This is a genomic window from Arthrobacter sp. Y3223151, from assembly GCF_059091125.1.
On sequence record NZ_JBNHGI010000015.1, the window covers coordinates 39,502 to 54,771 of the forward strand.

The 15,270-nt window shown below is 61.0% G+C and carries 15 protein-coding genes and 1 pseudogene; 6 read left to right on the plus strand and 10 right to left on the minus strand.

From position 1 onward, the window contains the following. Nucleotides 1–80: 80 nt before the first annotated feature. Entirely contained in the window at nt 81–605 is a 525-nt protein-coding gene (locus tag AC5RUP_RS15730) for an RNA polymerase sigma factor (RefSeq protein ID WP_494153274.1), read from the minus strand. 111 nt (nt 606–716) lie between these two features. Here AC5RUP_RS15730 and AC5RUP_RS15735 point away from each other — a divergent pair, with 111 nt between their 5' ends. The 6 genes from AC5RUP_RS15735 (at nt 717) to AC5RUP_RS15760 (ending at nt 8,253) form a co-directional block, all read left to right on the plus strand. After that, a complete protein-coding gene (locus tag AC5RUP_RS15735) occupies nt 717–1,013 on the plus strand; it encodes a hypothetical protein (RefSeq protein WP_494153275.1) in 297 nt (98 codons plus the stop codon). Further along, nucleotides 1,000–2,847: a dynamin family protein gene (locus AC5RUP_RS15740; protein ID WP_494153276.1), complete on the plus strand. Its 1,848-nt coding sequence runs from the start codon at nt 1,000–1,002 to the stop codon at nt 2,845–2,847. The genes AC5RUP_RS15735 and AC5RUP_RS15740 overlap by 14 nt, the downstream gene beginning before the upstream one ends. 31 nt (nt 2,848–2,878) lie before the next feature. Continuing rightward, a complete protein-coding gene (locus AC5RUP_RS15745; RefSeq protein WP_494153277.1) occupies nt 2,879–4,042 on the plus strand; it encodes a C39 family peptidase in 1,164 nt (387 codons plus the stop codon). Nucleotides 4,043–4,356: 314 nt separating this feature from the next. After that, nucleotides 4,357–4,590, plus strand: coding sequence for a nucleotide exchange factor GrpE (locus AC5RUP_RS15750; RefSeq protein WP_494153290.1), 234 nt, complete (start codon nt 4,357–4,359; stop codon nt 4,588–4,590). Nucleotides 4,591–5,035: 445 nt separating this feature from the next. Next, complete coding sequence (locus AC5RUP_RS15755) at nt 5,036–6,844, plus strand: Hsp70 family protein (RefSeq protein WP_494158736.1); 1,809 nt, start codon at nt 5,036–5,038, stop codon at nt 6,842–6,844. Then, a complete protein-coding gene (locus AC5RUP_RS15760; RefSeq protein ID WP_494158737.1) occupies nt 6,841–8,253 on the plus strand; it encodes a GTPase in 1,413 nt (470 codons plus the stop codon). The genes AC5RUP_RS15755 and AC5RUP_RS15760 overlap by 4 nt, the downstream gene beginning before the upstream one ends. A 259-nt stretch (nt 8,254–8,512) precedes the next feature. Here AC5RUP_RS15760 and AC5RUP_RS15765 read toward each other — a convergent pair whose 3' ends face one another. The 9 genes and pseudogenes from AC5RUP_RS15765 to AC5RUP_RS15805 form a co-directional block, all read right to left on the minus strand. Then, nucleotides 8,513–8,992 (minus strand): hypothetical protein, encoded by a 480-nt coding sequence (locus tag AC5RUP_RS15765; RefSeq protein ID WP_494153280.1) that lies wholly within the window; start codon nt 8,990–8,992, stop codon nt 8,513–8,515. A 456-nt stretch (nt 8,993–9,448) separates the two neighbouring features. Then, nucleotides 9,449–10,316, minus strand: a pseudogene (locus tag AC5RUP_RS15770) (TadA family conjugal transfer-associated ATPase); the annotation flags it as partial. 122 nt (nt 10,317–10,438) lie between these two features. After that, entirely contained in the window at nt 10,439–10,852 is a 414-nt protein-coding gene (locus AC5RUP_RS15775) for a pilus assembly protein TadG-related protein (protein ID WP_494153281.1), read from the minus strand. An 86-nt stretch (nt 10,853–10,938) separates the two neighbouring features. Continuing rightward, complete coding sequence (locus tag AC5RUP_RS15780; RefSeq protein ID WP_494153282.1) at nt 10,939–11,475, minus strand: TadE family protein; 537 nt, start codon at nt 11,473–11,475, stop codon at nt 10,939–10,941. Next, complete coding sequence (locus AC5RUP_RS15785) at nt 11,456–11,878, minus strand: TadE/TadG family type IV pilus assembly protein (protein WP_494153283.1); 423 nt, start codon at nt 11,876–11,878, stop codon at nt 11,456–11,458. The genes AC5RUP_RS15780 and AC5RUP_RS15785 overlap by 20 nt, the downstream gene beginning before the upstream one ends. A gap of 28 nt (nt 11,879–11,906) precedes the next feature. Continuing rightward, complete coding sequence (locus AC5RUP_RS15790) at nt 11,907–12,137, minus strand: hypothetical protein (protein ID WP_494091270.1); 231 nt, start codon at nt 12,135–12,137, stop codon at nt 11,907–11,909. A gap of 50 nt (nt 12,138–12,187) precedes the next feature. Beyond that, nucleotides 12,188–13,099, minus strand: coding sequence for a type II secretion system F family protein (locus AC5RUP_RS15795; protein ID WP_494153284.1), 912 nt, complete (start codon nt 13,097–13,099; stop codon nt 12,188–12,190). A gap of 26 nt (nt 13,100–13,125) precedes the next feature. Then, nucleotides 13,126–13,980, minus strand: a complete 855-nt coding sequence (locus tag AC5RUP_RS15800; protein WP_494153285.1) for a type II secretion system F family protein — start codon at nt 13,978–13,980, stop codon at nt 13,126–13,128. Further along, nucleotides 13,977–15,203, minus strand: coding sequence for a TadA family conjugal transfer-associated ATPase (locus AC5RUP_RS15805; protein WP_494153286.1), 1,227 nt, complete (start codon nt 15,201–15,203; stop codon nt 13,977–13,979). The genes AC5RUP_RS15800 and AC5RUP_RS15805 overlap by 4 nt, the downstream gene beginning before the upstream one ends. Nucleotides 15,204–15,270: the final 67 nt, after the last annotated feature.

Below are 15,270 nucleotides of genomic sequence, written 5' to 3' on the forward strand. Positions count from 1 at the left end.
GGGGTCTTGGTTGGGGGGAAATGATAATCTCCTTGTTTCCGCATAAAGTTATCCATGGAAGGAAAACGTTCCGGCAATCGTCAATCGGTGGTTAGGGCGGCCCGTACCGCGGACCGGGCACGACTCAGCCGGGACTTTACTGTCTGCATCGGGATGCCTTGATGCTCGCCAATCTCCTCGTAGGTCAAACCGCCGTATTCGCGGAGGACGAGTGCGACACGGAAGTCTTCTGGAACGGTCTGGAGAGCAGCCTGAATCTCATCGCGCAGGGCGATAGCATCCTCAAAGCCGGAGTTGATAGGAACTTCAAAAATTTCTTCCACAGGGACTTCCCTGCGCCGCCGAACGATGTCGAGCGCAGCGTTCGCGGCGATTCTGTAGATCCACGTGAAGAACTTCGACTCGCCCCTGAAGCTTGGCAAACCACGCCAGATGGCGATCATGCACTCCTGCACAGCGTCCTCAGCGTCGGCGTGATTCCCAGTTACTCTCAGGCACACAGCCCAGAGCTTGTCTCGGTGCGGGCGAAGCAGTTCATCAAACGCCTGGGCATCCCCGGCACGAGCGCGATCAATCGCAGACTTTTCGGATGCATCGTCGATCATCGAAGGCACCCCTCGCTTCGGCAAAAGCTGTGGAGCGTAGAACTTCTCTGGCCGGTTTTACGGCAGACTATAGCGCACACGCCGGGTAGCGAGGAATAAGGAGAGCGCCCAATGCTTGAGCCGCCAACGACTAGTGCCAATATCGACGACGATCGTGACGATCGTTTTATCTTGGGCGCCCCGCTCGCCATGCCGGACGAGGTTTGGGAATCCTCTCTGATTGCCGCTTTCAGTTTGGCACACGTGGATGAGTCCCTATACCCGGACGACAAAGCTGAAACGACTAATGACAGCGGAGCCGATGCATCGCAGACTTTTGACCTCGACGATGCCGGCCCTGCTGGCTTCTACGGCGGGCAGGACTTGGACCGGTCAGTGAATTGGAATGGTCAGGATGACGGCTACTGACGCGCTTAATACCGCCGAAACGGCACTTAACCAGGCGTTAACGGCGCTCCACGACCGAGGCAAAATCATGGATGCCGAAGCGATCGCCGAGTACCGAAACTGGCTCACCTCCCGGGCTGCGACCGTCGCCGTGGTTGGGGAGGTCTCTCGCGGGAAAAGCAGTGTAGTAAACGCCCTTATCGCCGACCCCACCTTTGCGCCGATGGGCGAGGACGAGACCACTACGGTATCGCTGTCATTCTGCCCGCCGACGGAGACGCTGCCGGAGGGCACGATCCAGCTGGAGTTTCCCGACGGCGGACAAACGATCAGCCGGGAGGAGCTGTCGGACTGGGTGACCGCCAACGGGGCGTACACCGGTACTGATGCCGCCGCGCTGCTTCTGGGTGTCTCCGCTGGTCACCACTCCCCGGGCCTTCCGGACGTGATCGTGGTCGACACCCCAGGCGCCGGCGGGCTCAGCGAGATCCATGCCCGCCGCGCCGTCGCCACCGCAGAGCGCGCCGCGATCCTTCTCGCTGTCACCGACGCCAGCGGCCGGATCAGCGCCCCCGCCATTCAGTTCCTAGAGTCATGCACGAAGTTCACCCGCGCCGTCATTGTTGTGGTGAATAAAATCGACCGGAACCGGTCAGGTTGGGAAAAGGTGCTCGAAGATAACCGGGCCGCGATCGCCTCACATCTCGCCGCGAACCCCGACGCCAAGTTCCCCCACGTGGAATTCGTCGGAGTCAGCGCCCTATTCGCGTTGAGAGGGATGGCCACCGGAGATAACCGGTGGACAGAGCAAAGCAGGTTTCCGGAGCTCAAAACCGCGATCACCAACATCCTTGAAGGGGTTGACCGGTACGCGCTGGCGACTGCGCTGACCCGGGCGATGCAGGTTCTGAACCGGATGATTGTCTGTTTGCAGCAGACAGAACAAGCAGCCAGCGGTACCGACGAAGTTATCGATGATTTGGACCGGCACCGGTCCCGGGTGGTCAAACTCAGCAAAATGATGAACCGCTACCAGCATCACATCTCCCAGCAACTTACCCATTTACAGCTTGAAGTAGAAGGCGAAGTGAGCGAGCGACTTCGGATGTTTGACGACCGATGGCGCACAATGCTGGGAAAGAAGATTACCGGGATGTCGAAAGCAGAGTTCGCGAACGTGCAGTCGTCGATCGTCGCGGAGCTCGACACGTTGAGCAGCGAAATACAACAAACCATAGAGGAACGAGTTAACTTCATCATCAAGTCGATGTTTGAGTCCGCGGACCTGGACCTGCCGGTCTCGCTGATAAGCGGACCGGAGACGGTAGTCCCGTCGCCGTCGAACATCCGCGGAGCTTCCGGCACAGACCTGCGCAGCATTGGATTCATTATTATGGGGTCTAACCTTGGTCGGGCAGCATCGGCCCCAATGTCCGGTTTCGTGGACAAAGCGCTCGGCGGAGGGCTTAGTAACGTTATCTCGCTGGCCGGGATCGGTGTCGGGCTGATGTTCGCTGGCCGGATGCAGAAGCGACAGGCACTATTGAACGGTCTGCCCCGTGCCTCCGCCGAACTGAAGGAGCGCTTCCGCCACAGCCTCACTCGGTCGGTCTCTGCTGTCCGGGACGGTGCAGTGCTCGAGTTTAAGGATGCGATCGACGAAGAGGTGGAACGGCTGAACAAGCTAATTGCTGATACCCGTGCCGCGAAGCAACAATCCGATGAAAAACGCCGGAAAGCAAAAGCAGACTTAACGAACGAGCGACGTGTGCTCGACGGGCTTCTGAAAGCAGTGGACCGAGAACTCGCCCGGTTAACCGCCACCGGGAACCAAATGGGGTTGCCGCGCCTCTAACTCACGACACACGATCGCGAGAGGCTCAATCATGACCGACATTGACAACTCGGCCGAGGACCCGACCCCGACCGCGACCCAGTGGCAAGAAATTGACGCGACCGGTGACGGTGCCGTTGACGGCACCGCCGGATGGCTCGAGGGCTGGGGCGAGGTTGCACTCATCGACACAGATGGAGACGGCAACCTAATCGTTTTCCAAGTCGACACAAACGGTGACGGGATGGTCGATCTCAGCGTAATCCGTGACGGAAACAATTACACGCTTTCCCACGACGCGAACTTTGACAGCACCGAGGATAGCACTGTGATAGTAACCGGTGAGCTACTTGCCGAGCAGTACCCAGAACTATGGGCGCTCGTCGGTGTCGACGCCGAAACTTCGACAGCCAATCCCGAGGGACCGCCGGTGGACAACGGCCAGATTATCGGCGACCCGTGGGAGTTCTCCACGTTGTGGTTTGAGCAGGGCTATAACGGGTACTGCGTCCCTGCCGCGATGCTACAGATCTACGAGTTGTACACCGGAGAGGACCTCACCGAGACTGCGTTCGTCGACTTGACGAATAAGGTCGGCGGATGGACTGTGGCAAACGGGGTTCCCGGTATGACCACGCAGGGCATGGTGGATGTTCTAACCGCGGCAGGAATCCCGACGGAAACAAGCTACGACAACAGCATAGACGACCTAGCAGCGGCCCTCGAGAACGACCAGCCGATCCTAATCGGCATCGACTCCGGCGAGTACTGGGGTGACGACGTGGGCCCGGACAACGATGCCGAACCTGATCACGAAGTGATCGTCACCGGTATCGACACCGCAAACAACACCGTCATCCTGTCTGACACCGGCACCGCGGATGGGAACATGCTGTCAGCACCCATGAACGTGTTCCTAGACGCTTGGGCGGACTCCGGCAACGAGATGGTGACCGTGACGATGGGCGTCGAGGAATTCCAAGCAGCCGGCGGTACCGCTGAAACTGAAGAAGTCACGACGAATCCAGAAGTCACCACCGACACAATTGTTGATGCCGGGGCCTCTGCCCCGACCACCCACACGCAGGACGTTGCATCGGACAATTTCCCCATTGCGTCGAATTTGGCCAGCAACCCCAGCTGGCTGTTGCTGCCAGTCGTCATGGGTGTTACCGCCGCTGGAGCCGCCGTCGTAAAGAGGGCGTCGAAGAAATGACCGCTGTGACTTCAACGCAGGTTCGCTGCACCCCGGGCACTCCGCCTATTTGTCCAACCCAGCAAGTGCTGATCCCGTGGGAACTGTGGGCGCTACTGGCATTGGCTGTCGCGCTAGCCATCATCTGCCTGATCGGGTGGCTTTTTTCAGCCCGAAGAGCTCGCCGCGCTGAAAAGTCCGTGGAAAAATGGCGCAACTCGGTGCCATCAACTCCCGCCACAGCGGTCACACAGGTGTCACAGCGCGAGCAGCAACCGGCCCGGCAGGTGATCGATGAATTGATCGCGCTCGATGACATAACCGCATCTCCAGCCATGTCATCCCAAGTCAATAGAATCCTTAGGACAGCGGGGGCGGAAAAAGACTCACCCGAGCCAGGTTCTCCTTTCGACCCAAATGTGCACACTGCCGTCTCCACCGTCCCCGGAAACAGTGACGGGCACAACACAATCGTCGACGTCATCCGACCCGGTTGGCGAGTCGGGACCACGATGATCCGACCCGCCGAGGTAAGCGTGCGAGTCCGAACTGCTATTCCACACGAGTAGGAGGCGCAAGATGAACCCGACAGTATGGCTGTTTTCCTCGCCCTCTTTCCCCGCCTGCGTCAACGCCGACTATCGAATGGTCGCTCAGTCCTTTCCCCGTGGGAAATCGACGCAACCGAGGAATCTCTTGCCGTCTCAAGGGAACGAGCTTCGATGCGCTAACCAGAAAAGATTTGGATAGTTTTTATGCCTATGTAGGAGCACCCCCATGACCGACTACGGAGACGCCTGGATATTGGCGATTGACTTTGGGACGTCGAACACCGCGGCCGCTATCCGCAGCGACGGAAGAAACGACGTCTTGGAACTGTCGAGCCGATCGCGAACGATGCCCTCTGGAGTGATCCTTGACACCAGAGACGGACCGCGTGTCGGGGAAATGGCGGAGCGGCTCCGAGCCCTCCACCCAGATACCTACGAGGAATACCCAAAAAACTTGATCGGAATGCCCCCGCAAACGTACGACGGCCGGCTCATCCATGCCGAAGAATTCGTCGCAGAAATCTTCCGGGAGGTCCGACGGATCGCTTTAGACCGGAAAGCTGGGGTGAACCCGGCCAAAGTCGTCCTTACCCATCCGTCCGCATGGGGCGGAGTAAAGACACAACAGCTACGCCGCGCCGCTGAAAGCGCGGGGTTCGACCGACGTACCATCGTCCTCCTAGAGGAACCTATCGCCGCAGCACACCATTTCCGCCATCAGTCAGCCGGACAGCCTATTCCGATCGGCGGGCAGGTCCTGGTATTCGACTTTGGCGGCGGAACCCTCGATTTAGCGTTGGTGGAGCACACCGAGGAGGGCGAGTTCGAGGTGAAGGACATCGAAGCGATCGAGAACCTCGGTGGAAACAACCTCGATGAGGCGTTGTGGGATTGGACGCTAGCCCAAATTAAGGCCAGGAACCCCGAGGCTGTCGCCCACCTGCGAAACTCCAACGGACGCAGGGAAGAAGCAACATTGCGCGAGTATGTCCGCCGCGCCAAGGAGGACCTTTCAGCCCGCCCAGCAACGGAAATCCCTGTGATGATTGCAGACTATGACGATACGTTCCGACCCACTAATGAGGAGTACGAGGCGTTGATTCGCCCCCATATTGACCGTGCGGTCACACTGACGAGAACATTGCTGAACCGCAATGACGACTCCAAAGTCGCCAAGTTCTACCTCACCGGCGGGTCATCGTTGACCCCACTTGTCGCCCGGTCGTTGGCCCAAACGACGGGGATCACCCCCACCCGTCTTGGAGACCCAAAAACGGTCGTGGTCGACGGTGCACTGTCCGCAGTTGAGACAATCGCTGCTGACCCAGCCAAACACACTAAACCGGATCATATTCCAACAACACCGGTGCCGCCAACGTCCCGGGACCAGCCGACAGACAAAACAGACCGACCTCCCAAACCCACACCGGCTCCGGCCGCCTCGCACCCGGACCAGTCGACAGATAAAACAGACGGATCTCCCAGTCCTACACCCGCCCCGGCCGCCTCACACCCGGACCAGATGACAGATAAAATAGGCGGATCTCCCCGCCCTACACCTACAACCGCCCCGGCCACCTCGCGTCTGAAAAGCATCTCAAAGCTCGCCTCGGTGTATTGGGCGTTTACTGGCGCCGTTTTCCTTTGTGTCAGCGGATGCCTGGGATTCATCTCCCTTCTAGTCCTGGCGGTTAACGCAGATGAGGCAGCCAGAATCAACGCAATAAACGGACGCTTTATCGCTTTTCTGTTCCAAGCTGGCGCGATGGGTGCTATATTCGCTCATCACTTCACCCGCCCCTTAAAGAAAGGTCGGGTGTTGGAGTTTATATACGCAGGATTGATGGTCATTTCCCTCGTGATGGCCTCGTTGGTATACAACACCGACATTCGGGACGATTTCTTCTTCTTCATGTTCGGGGGCGGTCTGGTCGTTTCTGGTGTGTGGCTGCTGATCACGGCGCGGCAAAGCATTGGCCCGTTCGTGCGGAGCCTCCGAACTCCGGCTTTGTGGTTGATCGCGTCCGGCGTAATTCACATCTTGTCCATGACAGTACTTTGGATAACATTATATCTATGGAATGAATACTCTTGGACACCCAGCCTCGACTTCCTGGGCCATACCTACACCTTCCTGCACCGGTGGATGTCGCCCGCAACCATTCTCGGCATAGGCGTCGGATATACGATTTCCGCGATTCGGCTGAAACGTGAGCTACAGAACAACGCGGAGACGGCCTTGCCGAGCGTCAACGACAACGTCGACAGATGATAGGCATGACATCCAGTCTTGAAGCAGCAATCCTCCGCCTTTGCGATCAGTTTGACGAGCTCGGCGGTGAATCAGCCGCACAGGTGACAGCGGATATTCGCGCCCGTATCGGTCGCCCGCTCCGGCTGGCTGTGGTCGGGCGCGTGAAGGCCGGGAAGTCGACTTTGGTGAACGCATTGGTCGGAGCGAGAGTCGCTGCGACAGACGAAGCGGAATGCACAAACCTGGTCACTCACTACATCTTCGACCCACCGGACCGTGCGGAGATCATTTTGGCAGACGGCGAGTCGGTAGTTGTGAACACCATCGACGGTATGCTGCCTGACCCGCTGCCGGTGGCCGTCGACAAGATTTCCCATCTGGTAGTTCACCTGCACCAAGACACGTTGCGAGACTACACGCTCATCGACACTCCGGGATTGGCGACGACGACGGCCGAGAACGAAGCTCGCACCCGGTCAGCAATCTTCGGGTTGGACGGGCCACGTCAGGCGGACGCTGTCATCTACGTGTTTCGAGACCAGCAGTTCCAATCAGACGTCGAGTTCCTCCGCGAATTCCGGGTGGCATCTAGTGGTGCCTCATCAAGTGACTCCATTGGAGTACTCTCCTATGCGGACGGGTTCGGAGACGGGGCCTGGGGGGAACGCGACCCGATTGAAGCTGCGGCCGCCCGTGCACGGCTACTGGCGCAACAACGGTCCGGGGAACTTGCATCTGTCGTCGCGGTCGCCGGAAAACTCGCTGAGTCAGCAGCTACTGGCAGAGTCCGCGAGGACGATGCCGCGGCGTTGAACGCACTGTCCGCCACCGCTGACATTGACCTGGTCACCGGGCAGGTGCCAATCGACTCTTACCGCTTTGAGCGCCTGGTCGACCTGATTGACGACTACGGCATCCGGTTTGGACGCGCGCACTCCGGGGGGGCAGTCCGGCTTAACCGGTGGTTGGAAGAAGTGTCCGGCGTGCAGAACCTCCGTAGGGCACTTGCCCGGCAGTACGTAGGACGGTACCCCCAGCTTAAGGCTAAGCAAGCATTCACCCAGTTGGAGCAGGCCGTGAAAAAGCTGCCGCGACCGATGCCGTTGATCCGGTTGCTGTCGGACGCGCGTGGTTCCGCGGAACTTCACCCGTTAGCTGAAATCACCGCTTGGGAGGCACTTGCCGCAGCCCATGAAACTCATCCCCTCGAAGCAGCACTTGACCGTCTCCTCTGGGCGCGGGATGACTCCGGAAGAGTCGGGCTGCCGTCGACTCTGTCGACTGAGAAGATCATGAATGCGGCGGTCAAGCATGCAGCCGCAGCGCGCGAGTATGTTATCTCGGATGACCCAGTCATCGCTGCCGCCGCGGTGACCGTGTCACGGTCCTTCACATTGGTAGCAATGAGAAACAACACCAGCCTGTAGCCTGTTCAGTCACCAACGAAGTTGAAGCAAAAATTTCACAGTCCCGTCTCAATTATTGACCGCTCGGCGTCTGCCACGACTTCATCCGAATTAGACGGCGTTGCCAGAACTCCCGGTTAAAGCACAGGGGGATTTCCACGCGACAAAGGCGATTAGTATGGCGACGCCCGTTCGCTTCCCTTTACGGATATTTAGAGGATGGCAGGTGGGCCCTCCTGAGCGATTTCCCGGCTTCCCGTCTTGCAACCCTCCGTGTGCCTCAGGCGACGAAGCCCTTCGGGTTGAAGCTACTGTGGGCGCTTTGAAGATAGTTACAGTAGCTTTGGTGCGTTGCTCCAACAATCACAAAGTATCTGTCCACGACTCCGTTCATATCCCGGTCATAGTAGTACTGGCTGATGCAGGGACTGAAAGCGTCCTCGGCCGGGCCCCCACCGGTCGCACCGCTGCCGGTGACCCTGTCCATGAAGCAGCTGACAGCGATGCGAGGAAGCTGCTGAAGCTGATTGCGTGATAAGACAACCATCAGGCCAGCGGCTTCGTAATTTCGGTCCACAAAGGCTTTAGCGCCGATCACGCCATAGTCAGTGCCGCAATTAGCAACAGTAAGGACCCCTTGAAAGGTCGGAGCCAGTGCGGGAACTACAGCTGTAATTTGATTGGCGTAGTCAAGTGCTTTGACGCCGGTGAGTTGATACAACTGAGGTATGTCCGGAAACTGTTGGTTGATCCGTGCCACAGCCTCTTCATCGCTACTAAGGGGCCCGCCTCCACTGACTGAGTCCGGATCCGGCATGTCCTCCGGACTCGGCGCCGTCTCAACTTGGGGAGGATCAGCAGGCTGCTGTACAGGCCCAGCCTGTGCCCCGCCCACTGACGCATCGGGTGTAACGGGCGGTGCATCCTGATGCACAGTTGTTTCTTGTGGAGCCGGTGTTGCAACTGATTCAGGTGAAGGCTGTCCATCGTCGCAAGAAGCTAGCGAAGATAGGGCTAGGGAGACTGCAACCCATGCCCCTACGAGCCTTTGCTTACCCATGGCATCCAACACCTCGTCTCGCGAGCCAGCTCCGGGAGTTCTTGCGGGAATGTTGGCACGGTATCCGTTACTAAAGCATTACGGAAATGTCACCAGCCAAGTGCAGCGCGCTCAAGGGGCGTCACTTGGAATGTGCATGAATGGTGCGCGCCAACTGCTGTTAAGGGCCACGAGCATGTCAAGGCTTTCGGCTTCCCGGACCTCACCGACAATCAGCCGGTCGGGCCTCATGCGCAGTGCCTCCTTGACCAGCCGCCGCAGCGGTATGGCGCCCTCCCCCTCAAGATTCGGTTGCCGGCACTGGAGACCGCCGACGTCGCGCAGGGGCAGCTGCAGTTCGAAGATCTCCTCCACCGTGACAACCCGCTCCCGGCTCCCGATAGCGGCAGCCAGGCAGTTGAGCATGGTGGTTTTGCCCGCCTGGGTGGCGCCCGAGACGAGGATGTTCAGACCGCTGCTGACTGCCGCTCCCAGGAACCTGGATGCTTCCGGCGTCAGCGAGCCCAGTTCCACCAGATGCTCCAACCGCGAAGCCCGGGCGATGAACTTCCTGATGTTGACCGCCCAGTGCCGGCGGGTGATGTCCGGAATGACTACATGCAGCCTCGAGCCATCAGGAAGGGCCCCATCGACGAAGGGGGACGACAAGTCCAGGCGACGTCCGGACGACTTCAGCATCCGCTCCACCAGATCCGCCACCTGCTGCTGCGTGAGCGAGACGGAGGTCAGCTCGGATTCGCCGCCTCGGGCTACATAGACCTCCGACGGGGAGTTGATCCGGATCTCTTCGACGGAGCGGTCGTCCAGCAGCGGTTGCAACGGGCCGAATCCGGCCACGGCGTCGAAAATGTGCCTGCGCGCATGGTCCAGTTGGCCGAGTGGCGGAAGAGATCCCAGCAAGGACCGTTCGTCATAGTCGTTCACCGCGGCTTCGACCAGCCGCCGGACCTTGGCGGACAGGGTCCAGGCCGCGTTGGCGGATCAGCTCACGGACCTCCCCCTCGACAATCCGGATGCCCTCCATCCCTGCTCCCCCTCAGAGTTCGGGCGTGCACCCCCCCCCGCGAACCTGAGACCGGCGGGCGGGCGTTTCCACCGACCCCCTGTATGAAGCTGGGCGCCCTCAAGGAAATCACCCCGTCCCGGTCAGCGTCTGAGTTCCGAACGCGCGTCGCTGGAAACGGTCACAGGGATACCTGCCGGAATCAGGAAATTTGCCATCGGCGGCCTGACGACCGCGCTCAGCACCACGTGCGCCGTGCGCTGCTCCGGGGAGCCGGTGTCGCTGCCTACGGTCAACTGATCAAACCTCCCGAATGCACCCGTGTCGGACAGATACCGCGAGACGGATCCCCTCACGGATTCGTCATCCAGCGATGGCACCGGCACCCCTGAACCTGTCTCGACGTCGGCCAAAGCGAAAGTGTCCGCGGCAGCCAACGCGGCCCCGTCCGCAACGGACAGCAACTTCTTCCGCTCGACATACACGGCGGAGGCCCCCATCACCACGGTCAGGACCAACAGGCTCAGCAGCACAAAGCCGATGAGCAGAACCAGCACCTGGCCCTCATCGTCGTTGCTCTTCCTTCGGCTTCCTGCGCCGTTGAAACAACGGGCGGTCCGGGCGCCTGAAGGTCTTCCGGGCATCATCGGTACCGTTCCACTATCTGGGTCGCCGAAGAGTTCACCGTCGCCATGGTGATGCCCGTGCCGTCCAGCAACGGCAGCGGGATCGAAATCTCGACTTCCGTGGTGACCCAAGAGCCCGCTTCCAAACACGCTCCATTGCCGCAACTAATCCTGATATCGACACGCTCCATGCCAAAACCGAAGTCTTCGGCAGCCAAGAGCGCCGCCTGCTGCGCCGCCTGGCCAGCAGCTGCGGCCTCGTCTGACCCCGCATACACTTTCGCCGCTTGGTCCGCGGCATTCACAACGGCGAACGACGCGGCCTGCACCTGTGAGACCGCGATGACGAAATAGACCACCGGAACCAGGAGCAGCGTGCCAAGGAAGACGAATTCAACGACGGCGCTCCCCCGCTCCGGATCCTCTGCCTTCAGGCAGTCCTTCAGCCGCTGCCACAGGCCCGTCACCGAGCCCTGCGGCAAGTTTCGGGATGGGTCCGGGCCGCCCTTGAGCCCGACGCCCCGTGGTGCCCCGTCAGCGCGGAAGAGCCGCATGGCCGTGGACCTCCAGCACTCCTTGGGGACCGATCAGTCCTAGCGCAGGCAGCGGAGCCCGGACCGTGACCCGTAACGTGGGGACGCCGGACCGGACGACTTCTTCAACGTGGACGTCTTGGCCGTAGGTGTCGGTCAGCGAAGCTGTGATCAAGTCAACCGTCCTTTCCTGCGCGTCGGCGGCGCCTCGATCGGCCAAGGTTCCGTAGCGCGCACCCGACCCCGCGGCGTCGATCAGCGTGTTGCGCACGTGCAAGACCAGGCTCAGTTGCATGATCGACACGAATATCAGGGTGAGGACACCGCCCACCAACACGAAGTCCACGCTCGCGGAGCCCCGGTCGGAACGGTCCCGGCCCCGACAGGAACCGCTGCCGACGCTGGCAGCGGTGGACTGCCGCATTCCGTGGGCACGGTCGTTCGATCCCACGTCAGGGCTGGGTCACGCGGCCGATGGCGTCGTTGAAGAGTCCTTCCAGAGCCGGTTTCGCCAGCGCCAGAATGCCAGCCACGAGCACCGCCGACATTAAGGTGATCATCACCCACCCCGGCACATCTCCGCGTTCGCCATCCTCGGCCCGCGCCGCACGTCGCAATCGATCCAGCCCTCCGCTCCACAGCAGCGAAATCGTGACAGTGAACATGAGCGAGAGTTTCATCATGTCGTAGTTCCTTCCCTTTTAACCCCCAGTGAGAATTCCGTCGGTCGGCTTCACCAGCCGAGATTGATCAGCGCTATGCCCGGGTACACGGCGAACAGCACGGTCAGCGGCAAGACCCCGAAAACGAGAGGCACCATCATGCCGATTTCCTTCTTTCCGGCCGACTCCATCAGGTTCCGCTTCGCCATGTCGCGCACGTCCTGGGCCTGCGCCCGCAGAACGTCCGCCAGCGGACTTCCTCGCTCGACGGCCACGGTGATTCCGTCGACGAACCTCACCAGCGCCGGCAAGCGGGTGCGGTGTGAAAAGTCCTGCAACGCCGCCAGCATCGGCGTACCGGATCGCGTTTGTGCGAGCACCACCGCAAATTCGCCCGCCAGCTCGCCCTGGGCGCTGCGGCAGATTCTCTCCAGTGCCCCCGTTGCGCTCTCTCCGGCACTGACGGCCAGTGCCATCAACTCCGCCAAGCTGGGAAATTCCGCCAGCATCTTTTCCTCACGGCGTTGGATTTGCACGCTCAGAAGGTAGTCCCGAAGCATGAACCCGCCCACTGCCAGTCCCAAGGTGAGGATCACCGCAAGTACAGGGTCCAGCGAATTTCCCGCCGCCGAGGTAATCGTCCACGCAATGCCGATGACGAAGCCCGCCGCCGCCCACAACAGTTGTTCGGCACGGAAATCGACGGTGCCCTGCCTGCGTCCGGCCTGCAGTAACCGCTTGGACAGCAAGGTGGAACCGAAATTGAACCTCCCAAGCCAGGTGACCGAGTCACGGAGCACCGGGCGGAAAATCCGTTCCAGGGGGCCAAACGGCGTGACGTTTCCCGGTCCGCCGTCGAGCAGCCGCGACTTCATTTCGATCGACTTCAGCTGCGGGGCGATCCGGTCCGCGAAGCGCCGGCGGCGTAAGAACGGCAGCCGGACGACGGTCAGCCAGAGGCCTACCCCCAATGTGATGCCCAATAGAGCTGTCGTTGCAGCTACGTGGTTCACCGGAGCACCCGCTCCTCTTCGGGGAGCGACCCAATGCGCAGCATCAGTCGATAGCACACGATCGACACCACGAGCCCGCCCAGCAGGACGGCAGCCCCTACGGTCGTGTTGTAGGCAGCCACAGCTTCCGGCCGGGTAGCCAGCAGCATCAAGATGATCCAAGGGGCAGCAACGGCGAGCCGGGCAGCGTTGACAGTCCATGATTGGCGGGCCTCAAGTTCGCTGCGGGTCCGTGCGCTGTCGCGGAGGAACTCCGCCAGCGTCCCGAGCAATCTGCCCAAGTCGGTACCGCCGACTTCACGCGTCATGCGCAGCGCCTCCACGATCCGGTCGGCCACCGGATCGGACAGCCTTGCTTTGAGCCGCTCCAAGGCGTCATCGAAATTCCCGCCCGCGCGATAATCGGAGGCGAATTCCCTGAACGCCGGCCGCAGCTCCACCGGGCCTCGCGTTCCCAACTGCACCAGCGCCTCGGGCAGCGAGAGTCCTGCCCGGATGGCCGAACGCAGGTGGTCGACGGCGTCCGGCCAGATTTCGCGCAAGACGGCCGCGCGCCGGCGAGCCTTCCAACTCACCAGGGCGAACGGAAGCCATCCCCCGAACAAACCGAAACAGGCCGCGATGGGACCGGATGCTGCGAGTGCCAGCACCATCAGGAAAGTTGCAGCTGCCATGGCCACGCAGCTGGCCATAAGCGCGGTCGGCGATACCCTCTCGATGCCCGCCTGGCTGATCATCCGCGAGAGCCGGCCCGGCCGCTTCAGCCGCACCTGTGGGGGCGGTTTTTCCCAGCAGGACCACCAAATCAAGAAGAGCCCCACGCCGCCAAGGAGCCCCGCCGCCGTCGTCATGGCACCGGTTCCAACAGCTGCATGACTTCATATCCCGCGCGCGCGAACTTTTCCTCCGCGGGGCTGGCAGAAGGACTCACCTCAAGCTGGCCGTCTTGGCGGCTGAACAATGTAGACGTTTCGATAATCCCGTTCTCCACCCGCCGGCCCAGCGACACGATCTCCGCGACCTGTCTCCTGCCGTCCGGCCGCCGGACACAGTGGACCACCAGGTCGATGCACGATGCCACAGTTGGAACCACGAACGCGGACGAGATGTTCTGCCCAGCCAGCAGCGGCAGAGTGCAAATCTTGGTGATGGCGTCGTGGGCGCTGTTGGCATGGACCGTACACATCCCCGGCAACCCGCTGTTGAGTGCCACGAGCATGTCAAGGCTTTCGGCTTCCCGGACCTCACCGACAATCAGTCGGTCGGGCCTCATGCGCAGTGCCTCCTTGACCAGCCGCCGCAGCGGTATGGCGCCCTCCCCCTCAAGATTCGGTTGCCGGCACTGGAGCCCTACGACGTCGCGCAGGGGCAGTTGCAGTTCGAAGATCTCCTCCACCGTGACAACCCGCTCCCGGCTGCCAATAGCGGCAGCCAGGCAGTTGAGCATGGTGGTTTTGCCCGCCTGGGTTGCGCCCGAGACGAGGATGTTCAGACCGCTGCTGACTGCCGCTCCCAGAAACCGGGACGCTTCCGGGGTCAGCGTGCCCAGCTCCACCAGGTGCTCCAACCGCGAAGCACGGGCGATGAACTTCCTGATGTTGACCGCCCAGTGCCGGCGGGTGATGTCCGGAATGACAACATGCAGCCTCGATCCGTCGGGGAGGGCCGCATCCACGAAGGGCGATGACAAGTCCAGGCGTCGTCCCGACGACTTCAGCATCCGTTCCACCAAATCCGCCACCTGCTGCTGCGTGAGCGATACAGACGTCAGCTCGGATTCGCCGCCTCGGGCTACGTAGACCTCGGACGGAGAGTTGATCCAGATTTCTTCGATCGCGCGGTCGTCCAACAGCGGTTGCAACGGTCCGAATCCGGCCACGGCGTCAAAAACGTACTGGCGCGCATCGTCCAGATGTCCGAGCGGCGGAAGAGATCCCAGCAAGGACCGTTCGTCATAGTCAGTCACCGCGGCTTCGACCAGTCGTCGGACCTCCGGACCTTGGCGGGCAGGGTCCAGGCCGCGCTGGCGGATCAGCTCACGGACCTCCCCCTCGACGATCCGGATGCCCTCCATCCCTGCTCCCCCCTCAGAGTTCAGGCCAACCCCGGCCACGCGAAGCTGAGACTTGCGACCGAGTGTG